The following is a 25,782-nucleotide window of genomic DNA, read 5'->3' as shown; positions in this document are numbered from 1 at the left end:
TCACCCGAAAGGAAACGGATAACTCTAGGCGGACAAAACAGCTTATTTGTCGTCAAGCAATTTAATAAAGTTAGCTGGAAGTGTGAACTGCTTATTATGAACCACTATACGGCGAAGCTCTTCCTCGAAGGAGCTAAGATCATCTTCATCATCGTCTTTAATTTCCTTTATATCCCGGTGCAGACGCTCCATTTGCAGATCAAGGGCATGAGCGGCATCCGCCGCATTTTTCAGTTCACGAGTCATACTCTCAGGTACTGATTTATTATATTTATAAAAGATTTTATGTTCGAGGCTTGCCCAGAAATCCATAGCAATGGTACGAATTTGAACTTCTACACAGACAAGCTCCTGGCGATCGGACATAAAAACAGGGACTTGAATCAGCAAGTGAAGACTCTGATATCCGTTAGGTTTAGGGTTCTTAATATAATCCTTTACCTCAAGGACCGTTAGATCATCCTGCTTCTGAAGCATCTCACTAACATGATAGATATCAGAGATAAAAGAACAGGTGATCCGCAGACCAGCGATGTCTTTAATACAATTTTTCACTGAATCCAGCGATAATTCACCATTTTTGCGCAGCATCTTGTTCATGATACTTTCTGGAGACTTAATACGCGATTTGGTATGTTCAATTGGGCTGTAATCATGCAGAGACTGAAACTCCTGTTTTAGGATCTCAATCTTCGTTTCCATCTCATCCAATGCAAATTTATAAATTAACATGAAACGAGTGATATCGTGCTTAAGCTTCTTAAATTGTTCGATTTGATTCTCGGGGGTCATTATCTCATTTCTCCTCTTGTAGCGTTTCTCTATATTTATCATAGCCAATCCACTAGTGAATTTCAAATTCAGCGGTAATGTAGCCATAATCCAAACCTACACTTCGTTTGATTACGTACCTTTTGCGCCGTGAATCCGCTTGCGAAGTCGCTATAGGACCCAGTTGACCTTATACACAGTATAATCCCATAATCGGGATGCTATCGGACTCCATAATCGCTATTGGCAAAAAAAACACAAAATATGAACCTCTTCATAAGAAATAACGTCACTGGAGTCCGAAACCCTGCTCAAACGGAGATAAACCTAAGAACCAAACCCATGATGCCCAAGAAACTAAAGTAACCCAAATAACCAAACTAGCCAAAGACCCTCAATATGTTACGGACCGTATTGCAGCTATTTGAGCTTTTGGGTCATTTTTACAGAAGTATCGGACCGTATAGCTCTTATTACCATGTAACAGTGTAGAATCCGTGTGGTTATGAGTAAATAGCTGCAATATAGTCCGATAGCTCGCCTAAAACATTCGAAATGGAGAAATAAGGTCAGCTGAGTCCGAGCGGTAAAGGTCATAGAGAAACTAATGCCTGATTTCGGTTGGTTTACGTCCAGATCACAGTGTACCCGAGTACCCGATCATTAAACTAATAGTTCATTATTCAGTTGAGCTGTTTCCACTTTTGCTCAAGCGTTTGCGGAACATACTCCTTCAATAGAGTTAAGAGTTCCAACGGCTCGTTGGATACGTTTAGCAGACTGAGATGCGAAGAATTAGAGAAGCCTTCTTGGATACTGTTATGTATCAGATTCATCAGAGGATCAAAATAATTCCTGATATTTAGAACCCCTACCGGCTTCTTGTGTATGCCAATTTGTGACCAGCACAAAACCTCAAAGAGCTCCTCATACGTTCCAAACCCTCCAGGTAAAGCAATAAAGCCATCTGCCAGCTCTCCCATTTTTGCTTTACGGCCATGCATATCCTCTACCTCTATCAACTGCGTTAACTCTCTATGTACCATTTCCCCATTAAATAATCCTCTAGGCATTACCCCGATTACCTCGCCTCCACCATTCAAAACAGCATTAGCGACCTCACCCATTAATCCGATTTTTGAACCACCGTAAATTAAACGATAATTATGCATAGCCATGTAGTTACCAAGTTCAACAGCTTTAGCTTTATAATCCTCATGCACCCCTAAATTCGATCCTGCGAAAACACATATTGATTTCAAAATCTCATCTCCAAACTATATATTGATAATGTCCGCTATCTAATATACTATATGTTGGAGTATAAATCATGTGAAAGATTAAGGAGTGCTACATAATATGGAAATTAACGATGTGCAGAAATGGATTAATCATTTTTATGGAGAACGAGGCTGGACTACTTATGGTCCTTTTATAAGAGTCGGATTCTTAATGGAAGAGACAGGTGAAGTCGCTCGAGCTGTACGCTCCTATGAAATCGGCAGAGATCGACCGGATGAATCGACTCGTACTCCAGAGCAACTGAAAAACGACTTGATTGAGGAAATCGGGGATGTTCTCGGAAATATCGCATTGTTAGCTGACTTATATGGCATCACTTTAGAAGAAGCTTTTACTGCACATAAAGAAAAATTAGTGAAGCGATTTAATTCCTAGGGACGAAGTAATCCTAGAAAAAATAGGACTACAATCGGCAAGACCGAATTGTAGCCCTTCTTTATTTTACTCTTTAAGCCCTGTTAAGCTTTACCGCCTAAAGTATGATTCGAAATGGCTTTGATTATTGTTTCCCAATCATCCGGGTGGACTTCGTGGCCCGTTCCTTCCAGGGTTAGAAGCGACGCATTAGGAATTTCCGCCGCAAGCGCCAAACCATGCTCTATAGGAAGCACCGTGTCTTCTGTGCCGTGGATAACCAAGGTAGGAACCATGATATTTTTTGCCTTGCCCTCGTAGCCGTCATCCCCTGTAAGAAGAGAATGATTAAACATGCTAAGCAAGTTGTTGGCACGTTTTATTTCCAGCCTTACTTGTTTATACGCTCTTTTCTCATCGAATTTATGTTTTGAACCACAGAGTATGCCGGAACCTGAAACCAAATAATTGGCTACCTCTTCCTCATTAGACCAATCCAGTGTTGCTCCATTTGCATGGAATGCGAGGATCCGCTCATCCATAGGAGGCAAGTTCCGATCATTATCGTCAGATTCGAAAAAACTTGATGCGATCAAGGTTAAGGTTAGAACTTTTTGCGGATGACGTGTAGCAAGGACTTGCGCAATCATTCCGCCTAAGGACATTCCAACGATATTTGCCTGTTCTATATTATAGGCGTCTAGTAACCCAGCAGCATCATTTGCCATGTCCATCACGGTATAATTGGAACTCCCAGGCTCATAAACAACGGAACGTCCAACATCCCGGTTATCATAACGAATAACGTAACGTCCGGTATCTGCTAATCGCTGACAGAACTCTTCATCCCAATAAACCATAGAACAGGTGGCACCCATAATCAGCAATATCGCAGGATTGCTAGGATTTCCAAAACTTTCCGAACATATATCAATTCCGTTTACTTTTACTATTTTTTCGCTCATTGTTCATTCCTCATTTCATTCGAATTTTATCAATGAATGCACAGTTAAATAAGACTCAATACATTTTCAAAAAAATGGATGATGTCATCATTGAATTGCACCTCAAATTAACGTAAACGAATGAATTTGATAATCACGATAAGCACTCTCCTATTCCATATTGAAGGGTTTTTAACCCAATTTCGATTATAACACAAAAAAGCTATCCCCTGATTTTACGGATCAGGGAGATAGCCTCCTATTTATCGCCACAAAAATATTCGTTAAATAAATACTTCTTCAACAGTCAAATTACGCTCTTTAGATAAGTCTCTAAACGTAGTCTCATTTATTTTTACCAGAGGTTTGAAAATATCCAACGGATTATTCATAATAATCGTACCTTGCTCACCATTGCTAAGCTGAACGCTCTTACCCACAAAATTCGGCAATAAATGTCCGATCAGAGCTTGTACCGCATTTCCATTCAGCTTGCCAAATCCAAGCTCATGTACCTTGCGCAGAACGTTAATCAGGCCTTGTTTTGGTTGATTCGCTCTTCCTAAGGTCATGCCTACATAAGTATTTGCGACAGCAACAATCTGCGTATACGGATGCAAGTCCTGTTTACGGAGATTGTTAGGATAACCTGTACCATCCTCGAATTCATGATGCTGAAGCGCCACTAGTGCGGTCTTTTCGTCATTCATCGATTTAAGGATAATATCGTATCCATACGTAGTATGACGTTTTAGTTCTTCTGATTCTTCGGGAGTTAAGTTATCCGTCTTATTTAAGATATGTGGAGCAATCTGGCTTTTTCCGATATCGTGCAAATAACCGGCTCTACTAATCTCAAATCTTTCGGCTTTTGTATGACCTAACCAAGTCGCTATGTAAAACGATAACAGTCCGACCTGCAATGAATGATTGTATGTACTGATATCATCACGTTCCAGCAGCAATAATAAAGAAACGACATCCTTTTGTTCATCCAATTTCTCCAGCAATGGCTGCAGCGTATTATCAACATCCGACTGCGTAAAGCTACCCTTGCTGAGTGCTTCCAGAAATATAGATTCATAGTTTTGGATGGCTTGATCAAAATTACCATCTATCCCTTGTGTCACATTCATTTCTTCATTATCCAGCACCATCATGCGTGGTTCAATATCGACATAATCAATCTGATGCCTCATCAGGATGGTGATTTCTTCTCCGTAGACCACTGTCCCCTTCGGAAGCACGTGTAGGCCAACACTATTGAATGTATCTGTGATTAGACAATCGCCATGTTTGAGATCTGTGACATGAGCTTTCAAAATTCAGCACCCCTTACTATATGTAGGTATATTTTACCTTAAGGATAGCTAAATTCTTCCAAAGTAACAATATGGTTAAAGACTCATTAAAGCACTCGGTTAGTTCAAAAGACCCCCGCGACTTCAGCACCCCTAAATCTATTTTTAGAGATTAAGCCTTACATTTATCCGTCTTACACACTACCTAAAAGGGATTGCTAAATTCAGCGATCACTTTCCCAATCAGCTTATCCTTCGACACAAATGGAGTATCCCACAGATGAGCATCATAGCTTATATTCCGGTTATCTCCGAGAAAAAAATAATGATCGGCGGGTACCGTAACCGGTCCAAAAGTGTAATCCATCTGTTCATTGAGGTAAGGTTCGTTAACCTTCGCTCCGTTTCGGTAAAGTGCGCCATCTTTAATTTCCAAGGTATCTCCAGGCAGCCCCATTAGCCTTTTTACATATCTTTTATTCTCATCACCAGCTACAGGTGGCGTAAATACAACAATATCTCCATGCTCCAGTGTGGTCATCCATAACATTTTCTCAACAATTAAGCGATCATTGATTTGAATCGTTGGGATCATAGAGCCCGTTGGAACTCTCATGGCTTCAGCAACATAGGTTCTAACAAACAAAGAAATAACCACTGCGATCACAATACTCGGCAACCATTGCTTCATAAATTTCAACATTATTGCTCACCTCACATTCATATTATAGAGTCAAACTTTTTTAGCTGGTTCATATTCAGTTCATATTGTCGTCATGTATAGTTCATCTTCATCGGGTAAGCTTTCTTTAGCAACTCATTAAGGTAGCTAGAATAAAGCGATTAGAACAGGAGAAGATGCGATTGAAACCAGAAGAAGAGGTTATAAAAAAAAGGATGAATAAACCGCTGAAAATTATACTTATTTCCTTAGGGGCTTTAGCTACTGCAATAGTACTTTTTCTAGTGACTGTTTTTGTCGCTAATATTTTCCTCAATAAATCGGACCAAGCTAAAATAAAACCCTATGGTCAGTCTGTAAGCGTCGATGGTAAAAATATGAACGTTTTGATTCAAGGAAAGGGTGAAGAGACAGTCGTGCTCTTACCTGGTTATGGAACGGTGGCACCGGGACTTGATTTTAAGCTGTTAATAGATGAACTATCTCCATTTTACAAAGTTGTCGTGATTGAGCCTTTCGGTTATGGATTAAGTGATAGAACTGAAAAAGAGCGAACCACAGAAAACATTGTGAGTGAAATTCATGAAGCTGTAAAGCAGCTTAATATTGACCGTTATATTCTAATGGCACACTCTATTTCCGGTATGTACAGTTTGAATTATGTGAACAAATATCCAAACGAAGTGAGTGCATTTGTCGGGATTGATAATAGTATTGCAACGGAAGACAGAATAGGTGTTAAAATACCAACAGGAAAATTAAAACTACTTAGAGAATCAGGCTTGGGCAGATTGTTATTTAAATCAAGTGGAAATCCCTATGCTGAATTGCCGTTTGATGATGAAACTAAAGAACAATTGAGATTGCTTACGCTTAGAAACACTTATAATTACACTAACTTAAATGAAGTGGAACATATGTCTTCTAATTATAAAGGGGCTCTAAATTCAACTTTTCCAAAGGATCTCCCCCTTTTGCTCTTTGTTCAAGGGGATGATACTCTCTTAAAAGATTGGATATCATTGCATGAAGAGCAAGTCAAAAATTCCGTACAAGGAAAATTGGTAAAACTTGATGCAGGACATTATCTGCACCATACCAAATCAAAAGAAATCGCCGAAAATTTTAAGACATTTATGGAAGAATTAAAATAAAAAGCGTTTCTTCTATTCTCCATGCTGCGGTCATCATGTGCAAGTTTCCTTGCATTTCATGACGCAGCATTTTTTCCTTAGTATTTAAATCTCGAACCGCTCAATAATTCGATTCATTTCCCCATCAACATCAATTGAAGTATTCTTAGGAATATGAATGACGAACAAACCGCCAAAGATCAACTCACATTTGCCTTCATTCTCTATAATTCTATGTTTAAAAGCTGCAATGGCCGTTGAATCAACAGCTTCTTTACTAAGCAGCCAAGCGTATCTTTTGAAAGGAGATTTCTGAACAGTCTCTTGGTAATAATAGACTCCATTTTCTTCCTTCACCTGTATAATATCTCCCATTGTAACAGCCGGATTAAAAATCGGTGTCTCTTCAATTCGAAATTTATCTTTGCCAAATGGAGTAACATCGAGGATTTCTATTTCACGGCCATCTGCGTTGAAGCAGATATGGATTCCGGACGATTCTAGCATCGGCACACCTCTATCCTTGTTCAATATCTAATCTTGTTCATTCTAAATAACACAAAACAAAGTAAATACATTAGACTCGTAATCCCGAACAACCTAAAGATTCCGGGTGTTAATAACATATATAAACTGTAGGGAAAACTCCAGATAAATGCAAGCAGCATTAGCCGACTTCTGTTTAAAAAGACACCTATTGCTAATAACCCCGCCGGTAATAACAACATGATTATACTAATCACAAGAGTGGAGCGATTCGTAATCTCAGCATAAGGATTGATGAATATAAAAATTAGCCATAAAAAAACGGTCATCAAACTGGACACATAACCTATTAGTTTAATGATTGTTAAATTTATGGATGACTCCATCCTATCACCTCAATTCTTTCGCAATAATTCTCTCCAGCCACTTCCATGGAAGCAGCGTTTTGCCTAAAATTAAGATTCGCGTACCTTTGCCGATAGGATAACGTAGCCGTGGTGCTTTCATTTCGGTAATACGACCGATAAGATTAGCCACTTGACTAGGGTCAGGCGCTGTCTCAGCAGTATGTTTGGAATATCGTAGCACAGCGTCAAGACGCGCTTTATACGGAGAATCCTCCTTACGTCGAATTTGCTCCATGCCTTTTCCCCATATCGGTGTACGGAAGGAGCCCGGTTCAATTAATACCACCCTTATTCCATAAGGGGACATTTCATGACGCAGGCTTTCGCTGAAGCCTTCAACAGCAAATTTAGAAGCTGCATAAGGCGCATAACCTGGAAATCCGGATAATCCACTTACACTTCCCACATTAATAATCGTGCCGCTCTGCTGTTCTCGCATAATGGGCAGCACAGCTGTTGTCACAGCCACTAATCCAAAAAAGTTCGTCTCCATTTGCCGCCGCCATTCCTCCATAGATATTTCTTCTATGAAACCGCCAATGGCAAAACCTGCATTATTGACTAGAACATCAATTCTTCCAAATGTTTCGTGTACTGAAGATATTGCTGTCTCTATAGAATCGCTGTCAGTTACATCCATGGTCATTAAATGAAGCTGCTTTAAAATCCCTGCCTGCTCTGCCTGCAGCACCAGCTCGCCTTTACGGCTTAAATCACGCATGGTTGCTATCACCTTAAACCCCTGTCCAGCTAATTTGAGCGCTGTCAGCAGTCCAAATCCACTGGAGGTTCCGGTAATCAGAGCCACTCGATCGTGCCCATACTCTAGATGTGAACTCATATTTACTCCCCTTTGTATTTCACAATTATAAAAATAAGCAAACAAATGTTCTATTATTCATTGACTATCCATTAATTTCAAGTTATAGTAAGAGCATCTTTATATTTCTGTGCGGGAGAAGCACCTCGCAAGACAGGCGTCAATGCCTATCTTGGAGGTGCTTTTTTGCGTATATTAACTAATCCATTAAGGAGCTGAGAGGAATGTTTAAGCCAAAAAACACCGTCAGATGTAGAACGAACATTTTCAGAATTAGGGATTTAAAATGGATGGCTCAAGTAGTGCTGGTAGCAGCTTTCTTAACCTGTAACCTCACACTTGTGTCTGCTGCTACTGGCTGGGATTCCGCGCTGGATGACATTAACAGTCTTCATGGTAATTATACCGCGCTTCAAGCCACCCTCAAGACAGATAACTCAAAAATTCAGAAGTTACGCAAACAGAATAATGACGCTCTGAAATCTATTCGTACCGTCATACAGTCAACAGATCAAGCACTGTTAAGCCGCTTATCTTCAGAAGCTAGCTCAGTTCAGAAGAAACATGCTCCCCTTCTGGAACAATACAGCACACTCAGTAAACAGTCTACCGCAGCCAAGAAAGCTAAAGACTTGAAAACAGTCACATTGCTGGACCTGAAGCGTAATAAACTAAAGGCTGCTGTAACCCTCGCCCGAGCCGAAATTAAGACAAAGACAACCGCTTTGGCAGCCGCTCGCAAGCAAACCGCTGCTAAGCTTAAACCCGTCAAAGATGCGTTGGCACCCATCACTGCTTTAAAGAAACAAATAACTGCCGAGAGTAAGAATCTCGCTGCCACGCAGAAAGTACGCGCGGAAGCTGACAAACAATATAAAGCAGCTGTTAAGCAAGGAGATGCAGTTAGAGCCGCCACAGAATTGAAATCATCCTATGAGCAAATGAAACGAATTCATTCCATGCAGCAGAATATTTACAGCTGGGAACAGAAGACTTCGCTAGCACTACGAGCAGCAGAATCTAAACTTCCCTAATGATTATGATTCGCCCCCACCGGCTCAAATCAGCTTCACTAACATACTAATTAATTGGGCTGCAGGCACAATTAGGAGCTGAGCAAATATAGTGCCTACAAATCGTGAACCCATCAATACCACATATATTTTTCCTAGCTGATCACGGTATTCTACATTTTCAGTAGCCTTATGGGTAATAAGACCAAGCTGTGGGTCGATAAATATGGTCAGCAGAATAGTCGCCATACCGTTAATCAGTCCGGAAGCTTGAGAAGCAGTCGTGCTATATTGAGGCATTAGATGAGCAGCGTACAAAGATGATATGACACCTACGGTGTAAAAGGCTGTCACAAAAACATTCATCACAATAAAACGTTTAGGAATCCCCAGGTATCTGAAGTTATATAGATTCACTTTTGGTTTTCTTATGTATTTTCTGGTGTTCTTTAGTTGCCCGATCGTCACACTGGTAAGCAGTTTTGGGATAGAACCTTCGATTTCAAGCTTAGAGATGATTCTCCCAAACAAGCCTACAAAGGTAGGGAACACAGCAATGGCAATTAAAGTCCCTAATGAAGAAGCCAATAATATAATTCTCAAGTAATTAAGAAGTGGAAAATCGGAATGTATTTTGGCATAATCTACGAATTTAGCCGTCAGTGGAGCTTGGATCATATTTGCAGTTCTTGAGACGAGAACAATAATGCCTGTGAGAGATAACGCAATGGCTATCTTGTTCAGCTTCACTCCGGCGTATCGTACCGAATACGATAAGGTTTCTGCCGTGTGAATAATCATCGTAAGCAAGCATACCACAATCAAACTATTTACCATTTAAAGGTTCCTCTCCAATAAACACTATTTATTATTTCGGTGCACCTTTTGGTGAAAGTATTGATCCAATCCATAACAAAGGGCAATGCCCACTAAATATCTAACAAGGTCGATCCACAGGAATCCTTTTCCGAGAATTAGACCACCCAATACTGTAGAACGGATGCTGTTGATCCACTCCGCTTGATACAGCTGGCTAAATTCTATGCCGAAGCTAAACACCAAACTCCATACAAAGGCGAGCCTTAGCTTTTGATTTACCAGTAGAACCCGAAACATAAAATAAACCATACTGCCCCAAAGCGCATCTCCGAAATGTCTAGATACAAACAAAGGCAGCTGATCCGTGAATACTCTAGTGCTTAACCCCAATACAATAACAACGAGGCAGATACAAATATAAAAAATTCTTTCTTTCAGATCATTGATCCTCATTTCCAACCTCTATCCAGCTTCTGACTTAAAATTGATGCTTGCGATAATACTAATCATTGCGATATAAAACGGATAAATAATCATGGCTCCTATTATGATCAGTCCTGTTACCGGTGCAGGTTTATCTGCAGGTTCTGTGATTGGGAACCAGGTTGCGAATAAACTAATGAATAGAATCAAATAGGGAAACCATAGGATCGTAGTGAAATACATGGATTTTTTTCCGCTCAAATATTTTTTTGTAAGCCAAATAAATACTATAGAAGATAATAAAAATAAAACAAGCTTGAAGATAAACAGCAAGGTATCTACTTTTCCCAGCTCCAAGCCGGAAATTCTGCTGATTCGATAAATATTCAATGGCAGCTCTATTACAACAAACAACATAAAGGCATAAAGTACGCTTAGTGCATTCAGCTTTATAAAATATTTCATCTGTTCAGCACTTCGGAGTCCCACAGCCGCTCCACATGGGTAAGCTCCAATTCTTCAAATTCCAGCTTATAAATATCCGGCTTGGACGTCTGTTCAAAGAACTCATATCCATACTTCTTATCGAAGTAGTTCAGGATAATGGTCATGATATTCCCATGCGTACCTAATGCGATTTTGCCGCCTTTATGCTGTTGAATTAATTGCTTGATGACAGGAATTGCACGCTCTTGTGCTCCCTGGGTACTCTCTCCATCCGGCATTTTATATTGCTTGTCGCTGAACGATGTCCGAATGCCCCGCAGAAAATCATCTTCACTGATTTCAATCTCGACACTTCCGATTGCTCGTTCTCTGAGTTCTTCATACAGTTCAATCTCTTGGTTCGAAGCTTCTGCCAAATATTTAATTGTCTCTACGGCTCGTCTATATGGGCTGGATACAAAATATGTAATTTCCTCCTCCGTCAAAAGCTCTTTGATTCTATAAGCGTCTGCGTGTCCTTTTTCGGATAATCCCCGTTCCCGCTCATTCCCTAATACAAAAGGTGACACTGCATGTCTAACCATATAAATGTATGTCTTCATGAGGCACTCCTCTCAGTCACTCGAATATCGTTGCAGTCTTCTCTCGGTCTTTTATAAAAATCTCTCTAGGATAAAGAATTGCAATCTCTGGCAGCTCGTTCTCTTTGAAAAATTTAAATTCTTCGATCTCCCCATCTATAGCTCTAAGCGTTCCTCTGATAATAGAGCACTCAAATACAATAACCGTATATTCTACCTGATCGCCATTACTATATTCGTATCTATATTTCGCTCCACCAAAAACACCTAAAATCGACGTAGGATGAACCATCAACCCTGTCTCTTCATATACCTCTCTGCGTAAGGTTCTTCCGGGACGCTCCCCTGGCTCAATCGCTCCCGCAGGCAATCCCCACAAAGATTCTCCTGGCTTGCGGATGAACAGAATCTCATCCTCTTTATTTCTTACTACTGCAGCTACGGAAGGCATCATTAATAATTCTGAGCCCACTTTCCCACGAATCCCTTGATAGTACTCAGACATCGGCATATTGATCATCCATCCTCTCCGTAAATGGGTTTATAATCTTTCTTTTAAAAAGCTGACCACGTTTATTTTCTCACCGTCTGGCTGAACATTACATTGAGATAACTCGACATTAAACCGCTCACCTGTCTCTATTAGTTCAATCGCTTGGCATACATATTCGATCTTCCCGGGACTACTACTCCATGCATCTCTTGTATCATCCTTTACCCAATGAAGCTCTTTACCATTAGAATAGAAATCATGAATTAACCGTCCACTATCCGTGGTTGGCTCAATCAACATCAGGTTATCCCCTTTACCTTCACTAAACCTTTGAACGGTTTCTTTCATCCTGTTTAAATCTTTTTGATCAAAATGTATTAAAATATCATCATGTTTAGACTCATCTGAGCCTGTCTCACCTAGATCGGCCGCCAATACGCCTACAAGCACAGCAATCATAAATAACTGCACAATGATTATCCATGTTCTAAATTTCATAGTTCCCCCTAAATTCTTTCCTTGGACTTCCCAAAAACCCACTATATGTATATTAGACATCACTATGAAGGAATCCTTTAGATTTCACAATATGCATAGCCGTGGACAAAAAAAGCTTCCGAACTCAAAAAATGCTGAGCTCCGGAAGCAGTTACAATGAGGTGAGTCTTAGTGTTTACCTTTTGTGCCAGCAAGCTGTACGATCATAATGACAAGAACGAGCAAAGCAATGAGCTGATCAATACTCATCTGCGTCCGCCTCCTATCCCAAATGAAGGATGGCTCATCGGACGGCATTTCCTCTCCCAAGGACACTGCTTCGTTCCCCTTATACACACTATGTATCCTGCAGCCTATTTATTACTTAAAGAATGCCATGCTCGTCCATACGTGCGAGTTCCTGCTCGACTTCATCCAGCTGATCTTCGCCAAATACTTTAAACCCATTTTTCCTCAACAGCTCCGTAGTGGTGCCCTCTCCCGGTGCTTTCGTATCTTTAAAGGTTCCATCATAAATATACAGGCTTCCGCATGAAGGACTGTCTTGTTTTAAAATAGCTAATGCAACCTGATGTTCCCTAGCCAGCTTTAGTGTGGCTTGAGCCCCCTTCATAAATGGCTCCGTAACATTAACGCCTGCCCCCGTCACTACCCGATCTCCTTGCCGCTGTGCGTCAGGACGAGGGGTTGGCAAACCTCCCACTACCTCTGGACAAATATGGACAAAACGCCCTTCCTCATACCACTTTAGGAATCGGGCATCGAGACACGGAACATCGCCATTATCATAACGTACTTTATGCCCTAACAGACATGCGCTCACTAGAATCTTCCCTGTCATCGTTATCGCCACCAGTCCGTCTAGTATTTAATATATTGCTATATTATTTATGACTAGAAACGGATATGCAATATCGAAATGCCTGTCCACGAAATGTTTGTGCTTGATACACAAAAGAAGACTCGTAGTACACATATAGAAAACCATTACTTCTGATATTGAGGGGTTTTCTCCATCCGATACCGGCTCCAGCAGGTCCATAATAAATCCGCCATAAAGTAGAACCCCACGATCGGAAGCACGAATTTCCAAATAGGCTGAACACCCGAATATAAAAGCTCCATAAGCGGCTGAATTACATACACACTAGCTACTGAAAGCCCCCACCAATATAGAGAAAAACGCAGGCAAATATGCCCTTGCAGTTGATAAGACATTCCTGAGTAATCCCACCATTGCTTATGGAATACCGTTTTTAACAGCCAACCGCTTATAAATTCCACAGCAGAAGGAATGATTAGCGCAAGAAATAGGAAAAGCGGAAGTGGCAGCGTCAAATCTCTAGCAATCAATAGCAATAGTGGAGCAAAGCCGTACATCGGCTTAAATGGACCTTTTAGAAATCCTTCTTTGCGAAAGCTTCCATTACTGTATAGATTATAGGTCCCTTCCAATACCCAACCTAAAAAGGAATAGACCATAAAATAAAAAAAGTATTGGCCCACCACAGTAACTGCTATATCTCCACTTAACGAAAATATAGGAATAATCATGACCTAATCTCGCCTCCCGTTGTCATTATTTTCTTAGTTGTCCATCCGGCCCTATTATGTCTTGATCGTTCTGGAAATATGCGCACAAAAAAAGACATAACCCAAAAGGTTATGCCTCCATTCCAGAATTCCAGGAGTAAAAGTCTCCCACTTGTTACCTCTAATTATTTATGCTCTTCTTCATGAGGTGTCGTCAGCAACTGATCGTCGTTTTGTTTCTTCAGTGCATCCATCTTAAGCTCACTGCGTACGCCAAAGTTTGAACCGTACTTTTTCTCAAAGTTTCCTGCGAGAGCCTCACCACGTTTTTGCCGGTAACGGCTGTTCTCATTCCGACTACGCATTCCATTTCCTCCCTGTTGGCAAAGATCTGTGAAATTTGCGAAAAGCTAAGACGAACTTGGAGAAAACACTCTGATGAGGTTGTACTTTTATTTATTATACAATACTTACTATAATCATCAACAAAAACAGACTGTCCCCTAAAGGACAGCCTGTCTTCCGAATCATTTACTCCAAATTATCGGGAAGCGGATCTGGGTGTGAGGATTCAGCAGGTTTGGCTACCCACTCATCTGCCTCTGGCTCGATGTCTACACCGTTCTCCATCTTCTTAATTTCAGCTAATGAATCGCCTTCTTTATTTTCCTTGTTGCGGATTTCCGCTTCATCTTGTGTGTGATCGGACATGTGAAATCCTCCTCAGGTGCTTTGCTTTTTTTGTTCCTTAGTTATAGTTACCCGATGGAGTGTTTTGCAAACATAGTCCAATTAAAAGAATAATTTAAGGGTACATCATCCACGCTACAAGTGGGCCGATACAAGAGCCAACTACGGCGCAAACAGTCATCGCAACCGAGCTCATCGAAACGGATTGTTCACCATATTCCAAGGCCTTTGCTGTTCCTAGAGCATGTGAAGCGGTTCCTAGACCAATTCCGATTCCAACCTCACTACGAATTCTAAACAGTTTGATGATAAAAGGTCCGCCAATCGCACCTGTAAATCCAGCAATCATAACAAATACAGAGGTTAAAGAAGAGTCCCCACCTAAGCTGTTCGAGATCTGTATCGCTACAGGTGTAGTGATCGATTTAGGTAATAAAGATAAAACATATAATTTAGAGAAGCCTAGACCTGCCGCCAAAAGCAGTCCACTAAACATCCCTATAAGCAGACCTACAATGGCTCCGCCCAGAATTGCCGGGAGATTCTCAATCAACACATTACGTTGTTTATATAATGGGTAGGCTAACGATACTACAGCAGGACCGAGTAGCTGATTAATCCATTTGCCGCCTATCATATATGTATCATACGGAATATGAAAATATAGTAGTAAAGTTACAACAATCACTGTTGCTGTAAGCGCGGGAATAAGTACAGGAATACGAAATCGTCTATATACTACTGACATCATCAAATAAATAGCTACGTTAAGCAGTACAATACCTGTTGCGATAAAAAACATTATATTTCCTTCCCCTTTTCGCTTAGTCTCTTGCCGCTCCATCCCGCTTTCAGCTTGTTGTTTACGCTAGTAAGCCATTGGCTAGAATGTGCAGCTGCGGCAATCGTGAGAACACTGCTAACGATAAGGATTAGGATTAATAGTAAACCTCTACCACTAAAGATATCCATATGATTCACGATCCCAGCTGTCGCTGGAATAAAAAATAACGGAAGATAAGCTAATATCGTTGTAGCACCCTCTTCAATCCACTTCACAGGCACGACCCTGAATAACAATAGAACAAAAAGTAACAGTAATCCTACGATACTCCCGGAAACGGGGAGATGCAGTTGCTTTTGCAGATAGTCCCCAGCCAAGTAGAACAAATATAGCAGGAACACTTGGATAATAATGCGAATGATTTTCATGATGCAGGATCCCTTCATTATTAAGTTAAAGCGATAGCGCTAATATGGAGTCACCTTCATAAGGGTATCAGAGTTTTCATGAAACTTTCAATTAATTTTTGAATCTTATAAGAAATATCGCAAAAAAACCTGCAAAATCCCCAGAATACAGAGACTTTACAGGCTCAAAGATTAAGATTCAATTTCGTTAAACCCACTGAATTACTTGCTCTGCACCTTGACGCGTCTTACCACGTGGTTCATTCAGGCGATATCCGAAAGCTGCCATACAGGAGATTCCAAAATGCTCAGCGTCCAAAATCCCTTCTTCTTCCAGAATCTGCTCAACCTTAGCTTTATCAAAACCTTCCATTGGGCAGGAGTCGATCCCGATTAACGCAGCTGAAGTCAGCATATTCCCAAGCGCCAGATAAGTCTGCCGGCAGCTCCATTCGAACATTGCCCGCTCATTCTCCATCAGTCCGAAATCAACCTTCAAAAACTTATCAAAAACTTTACGTTTTCCTTCCATTCCTTGCGGAGGCAACTCCTGCACATTCTCCATGATCCCTTTAATATAATCGGAGTCAGCAGCCATATCTTTAGGAAGACGTGAGAGAATAAGCACAAAATGGCTTGCGGTTGCCAATTGCTTTTGTGCGCCCCAGGCATAAGGACGTAATTTTTCACGTACTTCCGGACTTTGTACTACCACAAAACGCCAAGGCTCGAATCCGAATGAACTTGGTGACAATCGTCCAGTTTCCAGAATAAATTGAAAGTCCGATTCACTAATTTTTTTATGGCTATCGAATTCTTTAGTTGCATGTCTGAACTGATATGCAGACAGGATTTCATTCTTGTTTAACGATAAAGTATCCATGAGTAACACTCCCTTTACTTGATTAGCATCGACGAGCATTTGACTGTTTGCCGATCACATGCTTAATATTAGTGTATATATCACTTCTTTAAAAGTACGCACAATAATGTTATGTAGTATACAAAATGATACCATGGGAGTTGAACAGCTATGCGTGACCGAAAAGGTGGCTTCGGAAATTTCCCGGAAAGCAACAAAGAAGCTTGCCCTGTAGAATTCACACTGGACGTTATAGGAGGCAAATGGAAAGGAATTCTCATCTATCACTTGATTGATGGCACGAAACGTTTTAACGAATTCCGCCGGATCTGCCCGGGCATTACCCAACGTATGCTGACCCTGCAACTAAGAGAGTTGGAAGAGGATGGGGTTGTACACCGTGAGGTCTACCATCAGGTTCCCCCAAAAGTCGAATACTCTTTAACTGAATTCGGCAAGACACTGATTCCTATTATTAAACTCATGAAAGATTGGGGCGAGGTGTACAAAACAAAACAGCTTTCCGCAGAAAGCTGTCCTGAAGGTACAGATATTACGGTGTAGCTCAATGCTGCACCTTTTATTTTTCCCCATTAAAAAACGCTGCAGCTTTTTCCTTATGTTCGTTGGTTACCTGACCGGATATCGCTTTAATGCCTGCTGCGATAATCGCTGCATCATCTGTAAATCCAAGGCCTAGAATCGCATCGGGTATAGCATCTATAGGAGAAATAAAATAAGCCAATGCACCGAAAGCAATTCCTTTCGCCCATAAAGGTGTTTTAGCGTCGACGGCACAATAATACATTGCGATAGCATCTTTAGTAAATGGAATTTTGCCTGCGAACTTTTTAGTTTTCGTCCAAAAATTTTGCGTTACCATTTCCTCATTTTCTTTGCTATATGGAAATTCCTCTGCAGTGAGCTCCATGCTATTCTTGACCTTATCCTTCTTCATTGCCGGTTCCCTCCGAAAGGTTCATATGACGTACATACCTAAAGTATTCCCTCAATTGAGGTTTATATCTTTAAGATAAACTAAAGTCCGTATCCTGAACCTACTTACGATTAATTGATCGCTTTGATTTTCGTTAAATCGCTGCTGCATAACACTTCAAGATTCTTAAAGATTCGCTCAGCATCCCAATCCCACCACTTCAGCGCTTCAAGATATTCGATCATTTCATCATCAAAACGTTGTCTGATCACTTTGCAGGGATTTCCTCCAGCTACACTATACGCCGGAATATCCTTTACAACTGTAGAATTGGCTGCGATAACTGCTCCGTTTCCAATATGCACACCTGGCATAACCGTAACATTTTGTCCAATCCAAACATCGTTTCCGATGACTGTATCACCTTTTAGCGGCAGATCTTTTAAATCCGGGACCGCCTGTTCCCAGCCATGGGCCATGATATTAAACGGATAGGTCGAAACCGAATTCATCCGGTGGTTGGCACCATTCATGACAAATTCAATGCCTTTGGCAATCGCGCAGAATTTTCCAATAATAAGCTTATCGCCAATAAAATCATAATGATGAGTCACACGTTCCTCAAACTTCTCTGCACCGTTTATATCATCATAATAGGTATAATCGCCAACAATGATATTGTCTCTTGTAATCGCATTTTTTATATAGCAGATACTTTTAATTTGTTCATTGGGATAGAGCGTATTCGGGTTCGGTCCATATTGTTTCATAGTTTGCGCCTCGCTCTCTTTTGGATAAAACATAGCAGAGATCAGAGCTGAATTCAAATCATGTACGATTCATAAACATAAAAAAGCGGCTACCTGCCGGTAACCGCCTATCTTTTATCTACTTATATTGTTAAAGTTCGTTCTACTTCACTTCTACTTCTACCTCTATCTTTTCGATAAAACCTCAGCCTCATACTGTTTCACTTCATTTAGCCAGCTTTCCCGGACCGGTACGCCATTCTTCGCACAATAATAATCCCAAATGGCTCCAAACGGATACGATTTAAATTCCTCGACCAAGGCAAGCCTTGAAGTGTAATCTCCATCCAGCTCAATTTGCTTCAATTGCTCGATTGGCTCCAGCATGGCACGAAGCAAAGCTTTTAATGTATTTCGTGTTCCGATCACCCAAGCAGCAACATGATTGATACTTCCATCAAAAAAATCTAATCCAATATGCGTTCTGTCCAGAAACTGACCACGAACCAGTTCACGGGCAATCTCGAGCAGCTCATCGTCCATAGTTACCACATGATCACTATCCCAGCGTACTGGACGGCTAACATGCAGCAGTAATTGATCCCCAAACAGCAGCCAGGAAGACAGCTTATTCGAAATCGTCTCGGTTGGATGGAAATGCCCAGCATCGAAGCACACCGCCTTGCCCCGGCTTAGCGCATAACCCATATAGAATTCATGTGAGCCAACCACGTAACTTTCCGAACCAATACCAAACAGCTTACTTTCTACAGCATCAATGTTATATTGCTGATCGATTTCCTCGCTGAAGATTTCATCGAGTGACTGCTGAAGCCGTACCCTTGGTGACAAGCGGTCGATCGGCGTATCTTTATAACCATCTGGAATCCAAAAATTAGTGACACAAGGCTGACCTAATGCTTGGCCAAAGGACTCGGCGATTCGACGTGAGGCCTTGCAATGAGCGATCCAGAAGTTGCGGATTTCAGGATCTGGGTGACTCAGTGTGAAGCCATCGTTTGCTTTTTCATGAGAAAAACAGGTAGGATTGAAATCCAATCCGAGTCCCTGCTCTTTGGCCCAGCTCACCCATCGCTCAAAATGCCTAGGCTCTAACGCATCGAGATCTACAGTCTCTTCGGTATCCGCATAAATAGCATGTAAATTTATTTTATGTTGCCCTGGGATGAGTGCTAGAGCCTGTTCCAAATCCCGGCGCAGCTCCTCCGGATACCCGGCCCGCCCCGGGTAACTTCCGGTAACTGCGATCCCGCCGCTCAGTTCTTTTTCCTTATTCAAAAAACCCTTCACATCATCCCCTTGCCAACAATGCAAAGAAATCTTAATTTCCGCTAGCTGCTCCAACACTTTATCTACTTCGATCCCATGCTGTGCGTAAAGCTTTTTCGCTTCATTGTAGCTGTTCTGAATGCTCTGTAAGCTCTCTTTACTCTGCTCCATGTTTGAGCCTCCTGATTTTTAACTTAGTGTGTTTTAGATGAGGCATTTATGCCTCTCTTTCGCTCGTTTTCCGCGTACTCCGCTCAAAGAGAGGCACTTTTGCCTCTCTTTAGCTCGTTTTCCGCGTATTGCGCTCGATGAGAGGCACTTTTGCCTCTCTTTGGCTCGTTTTCCGCGTATCGCGCTCGATGAGAGGCACTTTTGCCTCTCTTTAGCTCGTTTTCCGCGTATCGCGCTCGATGAGAGGCACTTTTGCCTCTCTTTGGCTCGTTTTCCGCGTATCGCGCTCGATGAGAGGCACTTTTGCCTCTCTTTAGCTCACTTTCCGCATACGCCGCACGATGAGAGGCACTTTTGCCTCTCTTTAGCTCGTGTTCCGCGTATCGCGCTCGATGAGAGGCACTTTTGCCTCTCTTTAGCTCACTTTCCGCATACGCCGCACGATGAGAGGCACTTTTGCCTCTCTTTAGCTCGTGTTCCGCGTATCGCGCTCGATGAGAGGCACTTTTGCCTCTCTTTAGCTCGTTTTCCACTAAACTTAGCTACTAATTAACGACCTGCAGCCGGGCGAACTGTGCCAAAGCCGCTTTTTTGGTCGTGGGGTCCATCCCCTTCGGTATATAAGATGTTACTTGGAATGAACGACTTATAATTTCTCTCGCCTCTTGAAGATCAGTTACAGCACCTGTGCTGATCATCTGCACCACCAGATTGCCTAAAGCCGTAGATTCTGTTGGTCCGGCGTGAATTTCCATCTCCAGCAGATCTGCCGTAATCTGGCACAACAGACCGTTATTCGCACCTCCGCCAACGATATGCAACCTCTCTAAGTTGTCACCCGTCAATTGCTGGAGATCCTGAATGTAGAAATAATAAGATAAAGCAAGACTATCAAATACACATCGAGCCATTTCCCCAGGTGTTTGAGGGACCAACTGTCCTGCTTCCACACAATAGCTGCGGATCTCGTCAATCATGCTCTGTGGATTCATGAAGCGTTCATCATTGCAATAAATGATCGATCTAAAAGGGATTTCTTGTGCTGCCAGCTCTACCAGCTCGCCGAAGCTGTATTGTCCGCCGTACTCCTCACGAACCTTTTGAATCAACCACATGCCCATAATGTTTTTAAGAAACCGGAATGATCCGTAGGCTCCCCATTCATTCGTATAGTTGCGTAACATTGCCTCTGGACTTGTGATGGCTGAACTCCGTTCCACCCCGATGAGTGACCAAGTACCACTACTGAGAAATCCCCATTTCTCGCTGTTTGCCGGAACCCCTAGTACAGCTGATGCTGTATCATGAGAGGCTACTGCTATGAACTCGCAATCTGGAAGATCGCCGCGAGCCGCCAAGTCCTCCGTCAACCTCCCAACGGGTTCCCCAGGTTCTGTTAAGGGAGGGAATTGCTCTTTTGAAAGACCAAGCACCGACAGAAGATCCTCATCGTAATCACGAGTGTGAAGATTCAGCATCCCAGAGGTGGAACCTATCGTCACTTCACTAATCTTGCGACCCGTAAGCCGATAATAAAGATAATCAGGGACCAGCAGGATGGAATGTGCTGCTTCCAGCTCCGCCTGATCATGCACAAACAGTTGATACAACGTATTTATCGGGAGATATTGTATCCCCACTTTTCCGTAAACGCTTTCAGTTGAGATGTTACGATGCAGCCTCTCTATCGCTCCATCCGTTCGGGAGTCACGATAAGAAAAAACCTCATGGATCCGCGCCCCCTCCTGATCGAGAAGTACATAATCGACACCCCAAGTATCGATGCCCACGGTGCAGCGCTCGATCCCTCTAGCCTTGGCCTGCTGTAAGCCCTTGACGATTTCAGCAACTAAATAATCTATATCCCAATATAGATTACCATTTTGTTCAGCGAATCCATTACTGAAGCGATGAATTTCTTCTATAGACAGGGTTCCTCCCGGCTGCTGCAAGGTTCCACAGACCACTCTCCCACTAGAGGCTCCGATATCAACAGCAATATGATTCTGATTTTGATTATGAGCTTGTGTATTCATCCCTATACAACACTCCTTATCTCCTATCAGCCTACTAGCAAAGCGAATACGATTCCTGGACCATGCACACCTATCGTCAGATCATTCTCAATATCCGCTGAACGGCTAGGTCCTGAGATAAAATGGATGCCCGCCGGCAGCCCCGATGGCCCAGCTTCATCAAAATCAATAAGCACCTCACCGAGACGAGTCTTCAGCCGCTCCAATGGAACGATGGCAATTAATGCGGTAGGTAATAAGCTGACTGAACGGCCTTTATTCTCAGAGGACAGCACAGTAATGGAGCCTGTATAGGCAACTGCATAATCCGCAATCACAATTCCAATATCAGCCTCGGCCGCCCTAGCTTTCCATGCCTCCTGATCATCTGTATTCCAGACAGACACCCGTGTATCTGTGAGTTCCTCCTCTAGTCGAAGTGCTGCTAGCTCGGTGACATTTTGCCGGAGAATATACCGTGCGAGCATCTCATTGACTTTGCTGACGATGAAAGCTTTGGCTTCATCCATATCCTTCACACGAAATACATGGCCACCGGCGCTTTGAAAATTCGCCGTAAATTGTTCAATCCTTTCCTCCGGACTCCACTTGAATTGCTGCCAGTACTGCGGTGCGCCGCGAAAAGGGTGTGCGGGAGCTTCAGTAATTCTCGGCCGCTTCAGGCGGCGAGCGATATCATTCATGAATCCCTGCTGCTTTTCACGTGAATCCTGCTCCATACGTTCCAACCAGTTACTGTGCGTCTCTTCAGTCATGCCCGGCCTCTCCTTCCAGCTCTTCCCGCTTCCGCTTCGCTAGTAAATCTTCCATTCGCTTCTGTATCGCCGGGTCCATTTCGCGACTGTTCTTGTCTAGCTCCTGTTGCAGCCCCTTCCAGCTCTCACGGAAGGATTGATCTGCCAGCTTCGGGGCGATCCGATAATTGTTCCAGCCTTTCAGCGGCCCCAGTTTCGACGGAATTCCTCCGTCTCGCACGAGCAGCTTTTGCCCGATTCTACCTACCTTCATCACATTACTAAATCGCTGTGACTTCGCCATAATCGCCCCAAAACCCTTCATGCCGAGACCTTCTGCCTTATCCCCATAACCACGTTCAACCTTCCGCCGCCGTAAATAGATGAGCATATCATGCAGAGGAATTTTGACCGGACAGGCTTCATAACATGCTCCGCATAGGCTAGAGGCTGAGGCGATGTCATCCCATTGATCTACATTTTTATTCAGCGCCGGGGTCAACACTGCTCCTATAGGTCCGCTATACGTTCCCCCATATGCATGACCGCCAATATGACGGTAGACAGGACAAGCATTCAGACAAGCTCCACAGCGGATGCAATTCAGCAGCTCCTGAAACTCAGGATCGCCTAGCTGCTCAGATCGGCCATTATCAAGAATAATAATATGCTGCTCTTCCGGCCCATCACCATCGTTGGTTCTGCGGGGACCCGAAATACCCGACATATATACCGTTAACTTCTGTCCTGTTGCCGAACGAGGCAATAATGTAGCCATCACTTCAAGATCAATCCACGAAGGAATAATCCTCTCCATCCCCATCAGGGTAATTTGTGTTTTCGGTAAAGTGGTGACCATACGAGCGTTGCCTTCATTCTCGAACAGCACCATCGAACCCGTCTCTGCAATAGCAAAGTTACAGCCAGTCATTCCGATATCCGCATCAAGGAACTTCTCTCTCAGCTTTCGCCGTACAAATCCAGCAAGGATAGTAGTTTCAGGCAAAAGCTCCTCCCCTGCCTCTTTGGACAACAGCTCGGCAATCTGGTAGCGGTTCTTATGAATCGCCGGAATAATGATATGTGACGGGGTTTCCCCGGCAAGCTGGATAATATACTCCCCCAGATCCGTCTCTATGGTCTCCACACCAATGGATTCCAGCGCCTTATTTAAATGCAGCTCCTCAGTAACCATTGATTTGGATTTGACCACAGAAGCTGCCTGTTTTCGCTGCGCGATTTCAAGGGCAATCTTCACAGCCTCTTCACCCGTTGCTGCAAAATGAATATGTGTGCCGTTTGCTCTTGCCTTGTCAGCAAAAAGATTCAAATAGTAATCAAGATGGGCGATCGTGTGTAGACGGATTTGCCGCCCACGTTCACGCCACTCTTCCCAGTGGCCATGATCGTTAGCTGCTTTTTGTTTTCCATCACGCAGTCTCTCCGTGGTAAAACGAACAGCCTTGCGTAAAAAGTCATTATTCAGTGCCAAGTCTGCACGCTCTTTTACTGTTGCTGGCTTTCCATTCTCTGAACTCGCCGTGGAATTGGTGGTAGCTTGGCTCATTTATCAATCACCCCTTCATACAGCAGTTCTGCTAAATGCATAACTCGAACGGGTTCGCGGCGGTAACGCAGATTCCCGGCAATATTCATCAGACAACCCATATCCAGACCCGTTAGGATTTCTGCTTCCGTCTCCAGCACATGATCTGATTTCTCAGTGACCATCGCCCCGGAGATATCAGACATTTTCACGGCAAAGGTTCCACCAAACCCACAGCAGTCCTCAGCAAAAGGCAGTGGTACCAGCTCCATCGCCTTCACATTTTGCATAAGCTGCATAGGTTCGTCGCGAATCCCTAGAATCCTTGTGCCATGACAGGAAGGATGATAGGTAACCTTATGCGGAAACACTGCTCCTAGATCAGTTACGCCAAGCACCTGCACCATAAACTGGCTGAATTCATAGGATTTACGTTGCAAATTCTGCGCCTTGACCAGATTAACCGGATCATCCTGAAACAGCTTAGGGTAATGATGAAGCATCCCCGTACAGGATCCGGAAGGTGCAATGACAAAATCACTGTCATCGAAGGCCTGCAGAATCGTAAGTGCAGCTTGCCGCGCTTCATTCCAATATCCACTGTTGTACGCAGGCTGTCCGCAGCAGGTCTGCACCTCCGGGAACTCCAGCTGTACGCCATATCTGGCCAGCAGACGAGCCATGGCTTCCCCGACCTTCGGGAACACGGCATCGCTGACGCAAGTTATAAACATCGATACCTTCATGCCTTCACCTCCTGCACAACTATTTACTACACCGTCGTTATTGCGATGTTCAGCTTCTGCAACTGTTTCATTTGTTCTTCAACAGGGCTGTAATCCGTTATTAGAACATCCACATCACTAGGAGCCGCAAAATGTGTGAACGCTTGAATTCCGAATTTACTGGAATCGCATAATAAGATCACTTGCTCCGCTATAGAAATCATCTTTCGTTTCACCATAGCTTGCAGCTCATTTGATTCACTAGCGCCACGTTCGAGATGAAATCCTTTGCAGGAAAAAAACATTTTATCCACGTGATACAATTCAAGCGAACGTTCTGCTAAATGACCCACATAGGACATTGATCTGCGGCTCAGTTGCCCGCCTGTAGAAAAGACCTCGATCCGCTCCTTCCCGCTTAACTCTGCTGCCACTCTAGTAGAATTGGTCAACACAGTGAGCGGCATATCCGGCAAATGCGAAGCCATATACCAAGCCGTTGTACTGGCATCCAGCAAAATCCGATCGCCCGGCTTAATCATCATTACCGCCTCACGGGCAATCCGCTGTTTCTCCGCTGCATTCATGATTTCTCGTTCGGCATAAGGAGTCTCCGGTTGCCGGTCACGCAGGCTAACTGCTCCGCCATGCGAACGCAGCAGCCGCCCCGCTTTTTCCAATCGATCCAGATCGCGGCGAATGGTTTCTTCCGTCACTTGGCATAATGTACTCAATTCTGAGACACGGATGCTGCCACGTTCATTCACTAGTTCTACGATTCGTTCATATCTGTCTGCAATCAGCATGATTTCCCTCCGTTATTCCTATCTATATTCAAGCTACT

33 protein-coding genes are annotated in these 25,782 nt (G+C 43.0%); 4 read left to right on the top strand and 29 right to left on the bottom strand.

What is annotated here, in order from left to right; all coding sequences use genetic code 11:
• Nucleotides 1–42: 42 nt before the first annotated feature.
• Both MHH46_RS11340 and MHH46_RS11335 read right to left on the bottom strand, forming a co-directional pair.
• Nucleotides 43–792 carry a GTP pyrophosphokinase family protein gene (locus tag MHH46_RS11340; protein ID WP_076130330.1) on the bottom strand — a complete coding sequence of 250 codons (750 nt, stop codon included), beginning with the start codon at nt 790–792 and terminating at the stop codon, nt 43–45.
• Nucleotides 793–1,454: 662 nt separating this feature from the next.
• Nucleotides 1,455–2,033 carry a TIGR00730 family Rossman fold protein gene (locus tag MHH46_RS11335; RefSeq protein WP_076193859.1) on the bottom strand — a complete coding sequence of 193 codons (579 nt, stop codon included), beginning with the start codon at nt 2,031–2,033 and terminating at the stop codon, nt 1,455–1,457.
• A 97-nt stretch (nt 2,034–2,130) separates the two neighbouring features.
• Here MHH46_RS11335 and MHH46_RS11330 point away from each other — a divergent pair, with 97 nt between their 5' ends.
• Entirely contained in the window at nt 2,131–2,448 is a 318-nt protein-coding gene (locus tag MHH46_RS11330) for a MazG nucleotide pyrophosphohydrolase domain-containing protein (RefSeq protein WP_076130332.1), read from the top strand.
• Nucleotides 2,449–2,531: 83 nt separating this feature from the next.
• Here the strand turns inward: MHH46_RS11330 and MHH46_RS11325 are convergent, their stop codons facing one another.
• The 3 genes from MHH46_RS11325 to lepB all read right to left on the bottom strand — a co-directional run bounded on the left by MHH46_RS11325 (nt 2,532) and on the right by lepB (nt 5,375).
• Entirely contained in the window at nt 2,532–3,392 is an 861-nt protein-coding gene (locus MHH46_RS11325) for an alpha/beta fold hydrolase (protein WP_076193857.1), read from the bottom strand.
• Nucleotides 3,393–3,655: 263 nt separating this feature from the next.
• Nucleotides 3,656–4,693: an HD-GYP domain-containing protein gene (locus MHH46_RS11320; protein WP_076193856.1), complete on the bottom strand. Its 1,038-nt coding sequence runs from the start codon at nt 4,691–4,693 to the stop codon at nt 3,656–3,658.
• Between the two features lie 184 nt (nt 4,694–4,877).
• Nucleotides 4,878–5,375 (bottom strand): signal peptidase I, encoded by a 498-nt coding sequence (lepB, locus tag MHH46_RS11315; RefSeq protein WP_076130335.1) that lies wholly within the window; start codon nt 5,373–5,375, stop codon nt 4,878–4,880.
• 155 nt (nt 5,376–5,530) lie between these two features.
• Between lepB and MHH46_RS11310 the strand changes: the two genes are divergently transcribed.
• Nucleotides 5,531–6,508 (top strand): alpha/beta hydrolase, encoded by a 978-nt coding sequence (locus tag MHH46_RS11310; protein WP_076193854.1) that lies wholly within the window; start codon nt 5,531–5,533, stop codon nt 6,506–6,508.
• Between the two features lie 84 nt (nt 6,509–6,592).
• Here MHH46_RS11310 and MHH46_RS11305 read toward each other — a convergent pair whose 3' ends face one another.
• Nucleotides 6,593–7,018 (bottom strand): DUF4265 domain-containing protein, encoded by a 426-nt coding sequence (locus tag MHH46_RS11305; protein ID WP_139330203.1) that lies wholly within the window; start codon nt 7,016–7,018, stop codon nt 6,593–6,595.
• A gap of 345 nt (nt 7,019–7,363) precedes the next feature.
• Nucleotides 7,364–8,221 (bottom strand): SDR family oxidoreductase, encoded by an 858-nt coding sequence (locus MHH46_RS11300; RefSeq protein WP_076193852.1) that lies wholly within the window; start codon nt 8,219–8,221, stop codon nt 7,364–7,366.
• 203 nt (nt 8,222–8,424) lie between these two features.
• Between MHH46_RS11300 and MHH46_RS11295 the strand changes: the two genes are divergently transcribed.
• Entirely contained in the window at nt 8,425–9,234 is an 810-nt protein-coding gene (locus tag MHH46_RS11295) for a hypothetical protein (RefSeq protein WP_143759902.1), read from the top strand.
• A gap of 24 nt (nt 9,235–9,258) precedes the next feature.
• Here the strand turns inward: MHH46_RS11295 and MHH46_RS11290 are convergent, their stop codons facing one another.
• The 14 genes from MHH46_RS11290 to MHH46_RS11225 form a co-directional block, all read right to left on the bottom strand.
• Nucleotides 9,259–10,050, bottom strand: a complete 792-nt coding sequence (locus MHH46_RS11290) for a lipid II flippase Amj family protein (protein ID WP_036689792.1) — start codon at nt 10,048–10,050, stop codon at nt 9,259–9,261.
• 24 nt (nt 10,051–10,074) lie between these two features.
• Nucleotides 10,075–10,485, bottom strand: a complete 411-nt coding sequence (locus MHH46_RS11285) for a DUF2809 domain-containing protein (protein ID WP_076193850.1) — start codon at nt 10,483–10,485, stop codon at nt 10,075–10,077.
• A 9-nt stretch (nt 10,486–10,494) separates the two neighbouring features.
• Nucleotides 10,495–10,920: a hypothetical protein gene (locus tag MHH46_RS11280; RefSeq protein ID WP_076130341.1), complete on the bottom strand. Its 426-nt coding sequence runs from the start codon at nt 10,918–10,920 to the stop codon at nt 10,495–10,497.
• A complete protein-coding gene (locus MHH46_RS11275; protein ID WP_076193848.1) occupies nt 10,917–11,504 on the bottom strand; it encodes a histidine phosphatase family protein in 588 nt (195 codons plus the stop codon). The genes MHH46_RS11280 and MHH46_RS11275 overlap by 4 nt, the downstream gene beginning before the upstream one ends.
• A 16-nt stretch (nt 11,505–11,520) precedes the next feature.
• Nucleotides 11,521–11,994, bottom strand: a complete 474-nt coding sequence (locus MHH46_RS11270; protein ID WP_076130372.1) for an NUDIX domain-containing protein — start codon at nt 11,992–11,994, stop codon at nt 11,521–11,523.
• A 30-nt stretch (nt 11,995–12,024) separates the two neighbouring features.
• Nucleotides 12,025–12,474: a DUF4362 domain-containing protein gene (locus MHH46_RS11265; protein WP_076193846.1), complete on the bottom strand. Its 450-nt coding sequence runs from the start codon at nt 12,472–12,474 to the stop codon at nt 12,025–12,027.
• A gap of 168 nt (nt 12,475–12,642) precedes the next feature.
• Complete coding sequence (locus MHH46_RS11260) at nt 12,643–12,789, bottom strand: hypothetical protein (RefSeq protein WP_155288116.1); 147 nt, start codon at nt 12,787–12,789, stop codon at nt 12,643–12,645.
• A 49-nt stretch (nt 12,790–12,838) separates the two neighbouring features.
• A complete protein-coding gene (locus tag MHH46_RS11255; RefSeq protein WP_076193844.1) occupies nt 12,839–13,315 on the bottom strand; it encodes a DUF523 domain-containing protein in 477 nt (158 codons plus the stop codon).
• Nucleotides 13,316–13,461: 146 nt separating this feature from the next.
• On the bottom strand, nt 13,462–14,028 hold the full coding sequence (locus MHH46_RS11250; protein WP_036689784.1) for a putative ABC transporter permease: 567 nt from the start codon (nt 14,026–14,028) through the stop codon (nt 13,462–13,464).
• Nucleotides 14,029–14,192: 164 nt separating this feature from the next.
• A complete protein-coding gene (locus MHH46_RS11245) occupies nt 14,193–14,372 on the bottom strand; it encodes a hypothetical protein (protein ID WP_038570027.1) in 180 nt (59 codons plus the stop codon).
• Between the two features lie 166 nt (nt 14,373–14,538).
• Nucleotides 14,539–14,718 carry a hypothetical protein gene (locus MHH46_RS11240; protein ID WP_036689781.1) on the bottom strand — a complete coding sequence of 60 codons (180 nt, stop codon included), beginning with the start codon at nt 14,716–14,718 and terminating at the stop codon, nt 14,539–14,541.
• A 94-nt stretch (nt 14,719–14,812) separates the two neighbouring features.
• On the bottom strand, nt 14,813–15,499 hold the full coding sequence (locus MHH46_RS11235; protein WP_076130346.1) for an LrgB family protein: 687 nt from the start codon (nt 15,497–15,499) through the stop codon (nt 14,813–14,815).
• Nucleotides 15,499–15,909, bottom strand: a complete 411-nt coding sequence (locus MHH46_RS11230) for a CidA/LrgA family holin-like protein (RefSeq protein WP_036689778.1) — start codon at nt 15,907–15,909, stop codon at nt 15,499–15,501. The genes MHH46_RS11235 and MHH46_RS11230 overlap by 1 nt, the downstream gene beginning before the upstream one ends.
• Before the next feature lie 187 nt (nt 15,910–16,096).
• Nucleotides 16,097–16,771 carry an NAD(P)H-dependent oxidoreductase gene (locus MHH46_RS11225; protein ID WP_076130347.1) on the bottom strand — a complete coding sequence of 225 codons (675 nt, stop codon included), beginning with the start codon at nt 16,769–16,771 and terminating at the stop codon, nt 16,097–16,099.
• Between the two features lie 150 nt (nt 16,772–16,921).
• On the opposite strand from MHH46_RS11225, the gene MHH46_RS11220 reads away from it, so the two are divergent.
• Nucleotides 16,922–17,314 (top strand): helix-turn-helix domain-containing protein, encoded by a 393-nt coding sequence (locus MHH46_RS11220; RefSeq protein ID WP_076130348.1) that lies wholly within the window; start codon nt 16,922–16,924, stop codon nt 17,312–17,314.
• A gap of 16 nt (nt 17,315–17,330) precedes the next feature.
• On the opposite strand, the gene MHH46_RS11215 is transcribed toward MHH46_RS11220, so the two are convergent.
• The 8 genes from MHH46_RS11215 to MHH46_RS11180 all read right to left on the bottom strand — a co-directional run bounded on the left by MHH46_RS11215 (nt 17,331) and on the right by MHH46_RS11180 (nt 25,744).
• Nucleotides 17,331–17,708 carry a YkvA family protein gene (locus MHH46_RS11215; protein ID WP_081383451.1) on the bottom strand — a complete coding sequence of 126 codons (378 nt, stop codon included), beginning with the start codon at nt 17,706–17,708 and terminating at the stop codon, nt 17,331–17,333.
• A 110-nt stretch (nt 17,709–17,818) separates the two neighbouring features.
• Nucleotides 17,819–18,457, bottom strand: coding sequence for a Vat family streptogramin A O-acetyltransferase (locus MHH46_RS11210; RefSeq protein ID WP_076130349.1), 639 nt, complete (start codon nt 18,455–18,457; stop codon nt 17,819–17,821).
• Nucleotides 18,458–18,622: 165 nt separating this feature from the next.
• Nucleotides 18,623–19,897, bottom strand: a complete 1,275-nt coding sequence (rhaA, locus tag MHH46_RS11205) for an L-rhamnose isomerase (protein ID WP_076193842.1) — start codon at nt 19,895–19,897, stop codon at nt 18,623–18,625.
• Nucleotides 19,898–20,442: 545 nt separating this feature from the next.
• Entirely contained in the window at nt 20,443–21,933 is a 1,491-nt protein-coding gene (gene rhaB, locus MHH46_RS11200) for a rhamnulokinase (protein ID WP_076193840.1), read from the bottom strand.
• A 26-nt stretch (nt 21,934–21,959) separates the two neighbouring features.
• The gene (locus MHH46_RS11195) at nt 21,960–22,688 is read right to left on the bottom strand and encodes a lactate utilization protein (protein ID WP_076130352.1); all 729 of its coding nucleotides are present in this window, start codon (nt 22,686–22,688) and stop codon (nt 21,960–21,962) included.
• Nucleotides 22,681–24,234 (bottom strand): LutB/LldF family L-lactate oxidation iron-sulfur protein, encoded by a 1,554-nt coding sequence (locus MHH46_RS11190; RefSeq protein WP_076193838.1) that lies wholly within the window; start codon nt 24,232–24,234, stop codon nt 22,681–22,683. The genes MHH46_RS11195 and MHH46_RS11190 overlap by 8 nt, the downstream gene beginning before the upstream one ends.
• Complete coding sequence (locus MHH46_RS11185; RefSeq protein WP_076193835.1) at nt 24,231–24,959, bottom strand: (Fe-S)-binding protein; 729 nt, start codon at nt 24,957–24,959, stop codon at nt 24,231–24,233. Before MHH46_RS11185 ends, MHH46_RS11190 begins: the two co-directional genes overlap by 4 nt.
• A 26-nt stretch (nt 24,960–24,985) precedes the next feature.
• A complete protein-coding gene (locus MHH46_RS11180; RefSeq protein ID WP_036689767.1) occupies nt 24,986–25,744 on the bottom strand; it encodes a DeoR/GlpR family DNA-binding transcription regulator in 759 nt (252 codons plus the stop codon).
• Nucleotides 25,745–25,782: the final 38 nt, after the last annotated feature.

Source organism: Paenibacillus sp. FSL H8-0175, assembly GCF_045040615.1.
GTDB lineage: Bacteria > Bacillota > Bacilli > Paenibacillales > Paenibacillaceae > Paenibacillus_AQ > Paenibacillus_AQ odorifer.
Note: the sequence above shows the minus strand (reverse complement) of the source record. Positions and strands in the feature narration are given on the sequence as shown.

Excerpts from the sequence above, each read along its gene's own strand:
- MHH46_RS11270 (WP_076130372.1), bottom strand. The coding sequence starts at position 11,994 with ATGCCGATGTCTGAGTACTATCAAGGGATTCGTGGGAAAGTGGGCTCA.
- MHH46_RS11245 (WP_038570027.1), bottom strand. The coding sequence starts at position 14,372 with ATGCGTAGTCGGAATGAGAACAGCCGTTACCGGCAAAAACGTGGTGAG.
- rhaA (WP_076193842.1), bottom strand. The coding sequence starts at position 19,897 with ATGGAGCAGAGTAAAGAGAGCTTACAGAGCATTCAGAACAGCTACAAT.
- MHH46_RS11250 (WP_036689784.1), bottom strand. The coding sequence starts at position 14,028 with ATGATTATTCCTATATTTTCGTTAAGTGGAGATATAGCAGTTACTGTG.
- MHH46_RS11300 (WP_076193852.1), bottom strand. The coding sequence starts at position 8,221 with ATGAGTTCACATCTAGAGTATGGGCACGATCGAGTGGCTCTGATTACC.
- MHH46_RS11325 (WP_076193857.1), bottom strand. The coding sequence starts at position 3,392 with ATGAGCGAAAAAATAGTAAAAGTAAACGGAATTGATATATGTTCGGAA.
- MHH46_RS11195 (WP_076130352.1), bottom strand. The coding sequence starts at position 22,688 with ATGACTGAAGAGACGCACAGTAACTGGTTGGAACGTATGGAGCAGGAT.
- MHH46_RS11190 (WP_076193838.1), bottom strand. The coding sequence starts at position 24,234 with ATGAGCCAAGCTACCACCAATTCCACGGCGAGTTCAGAGAATGGAAAG.
- MHH46_RS11265 (WP_076193846.1), bottom strand. The coding sequence starts at position 12,474 with ATGAAATTTAGAACATGGATAATCATTGTGCAGTTATTTATGATTGCT.
- MHH46_RS11215 (WP_081383451.1), bottom strand. The coding sequence starts at position 17,708 with ATGAAGAAGGATAAGGTCAAGAATAGCATGGAGCTCACTGCAGAGGAA.
- MHH46_RS11255 (WP_076193844.1), bottom strand. The coding sequence starts at position 13,315 with ATGACAGGGAAGATTCTAGTGAGCGCATGTCTGTTAGGGCATAAAGTA.
- MHH46_RS11240 (WP_036689781.1), bottom strand. The coding sequence starts at position 14,718 with ATGTCCGATCACACACAAGATGAAGCGGAAATCCGCAACAAGGAAAAT.
- MHH46_RS11180 (WP_036689767.1), bottom strand. The coding sequence starts at position 25,744 with ATGCTGATTGCAGACAGATATGAACGAATCGTAGAACTAGTGAATGAA.
- MHH46_RS11285 (WP_076193850.1), bottom strand. The coding sequence starts at position 10,485 with ATGAGGATCAATGATCTGAAAGAAAGAATTTTTTATATTTGTATCTGC.
- MHH46_RS11340 (WP_076130330.1), bottom strand. The coding sequence starts at position 792 with ATGACCCCCGAGAATCAAATCGAACAATTTAAGAAGCTTAAGCACGAT.
- MHH46_RS11275 (WP_076193848.1), bottom strand. The coding sequence starts at position 11,504 with ATGAAGACATACATTTATATGGTTAGACATGCAGTGTCACCTTTTGTA.
- MHH46_RS11280 (WP_076130341.1), bottom strand. The coding sequence starts at position 10,920 with ATGAAATATTTTATAAAGCTGAATGCACTAAGCGTACTTTATGCCTTT.
- MHH46_RS11330 (WP_076130332.1), top strand. The coding sequence starts at position 2,131 with ATGGAAATTAACGATGTGCAGAAATGGATTAATCATTTTTATGGAGAA.
- MHH46_RS11220 (WP_076130348.1), top strand. The coding sequence starts at position 16,922 with ATGCGTGACCGAAAAGGTGGCTTCGGAAATTTCCCGGAAAGCAACAAA.
- rhaB (WP_076193840.1), bottom strand. The coding sequence starts at position 21,933 with ATGAATACACAAGCTCATAATCAAAATCAGAATCATATTGCTGTTGAT.
- MHH46_RS11295 (WP_143759902.1), top strand. The coding sequence starts at position 8,425 with ATGTTTAAGCCAAAAAACACCGTCAGATGTAGAACGAACATTTTCAGA.
- MHH46_RS11235 (WP_076130346.1), bottom strand. The coding sequence starts at position 15,499 with ATGTTTTTTATCGCAACAGGTATTGTACTGCTTAACGTAGCTATTTAT.
- MHH46_RS11185 (WP_076193835.1), bottom strand. The coding sequence starts at position 24,959 with ATGAAGGTATCGATGTTTATAACTTGCGTCAGCGATGCCGTGTTCCCG.
- MHH46_RS11225 (WP_076130347.1), bottom strand. The coding sequence starts at position 16,771 with ATGGATACTTTATCGTTAAACAAGAATGAAATCCTGTCTGCATATCAG.
- MHH46_RS11230 (WP_036689778.1), bottom strand. The coding sequence starts at position 15,909 with ATGAAAATCATTCGCATTATTATCCAAGTGTTCCTGCTATATTTGTTC.
- lepB (WP_076130335.1), bottom strand. The coding sequence starts at position 5,375 with ATGTTGAAATTTATGAAGCAATGGTTGCCGAGTATTGTGATCGCAGTG.
- MHH46_RS11290 (WP_036689792.1), bottom strand. The coding sequence starts at position 10,050 with ATGGTAAATAGTTTGATTGTGGTATGCTTGCTTACGATGATTATTCAC.
- MHH46_RS11210 (WP_076130349.1), bottom strand. The coding sequence starts at position 18,457 with ATGAAACAATATGGACCGAACCCGAATACGCTCTATCCCAATGAACAA.
- MHH46_RS11310 (WP_076193854.1), top strand. The coding sequence starts at position 5,531 with ATGCGATTGAAACCAGAAGAAGAGGTTATAAAAAAAAGGATGAATAAA.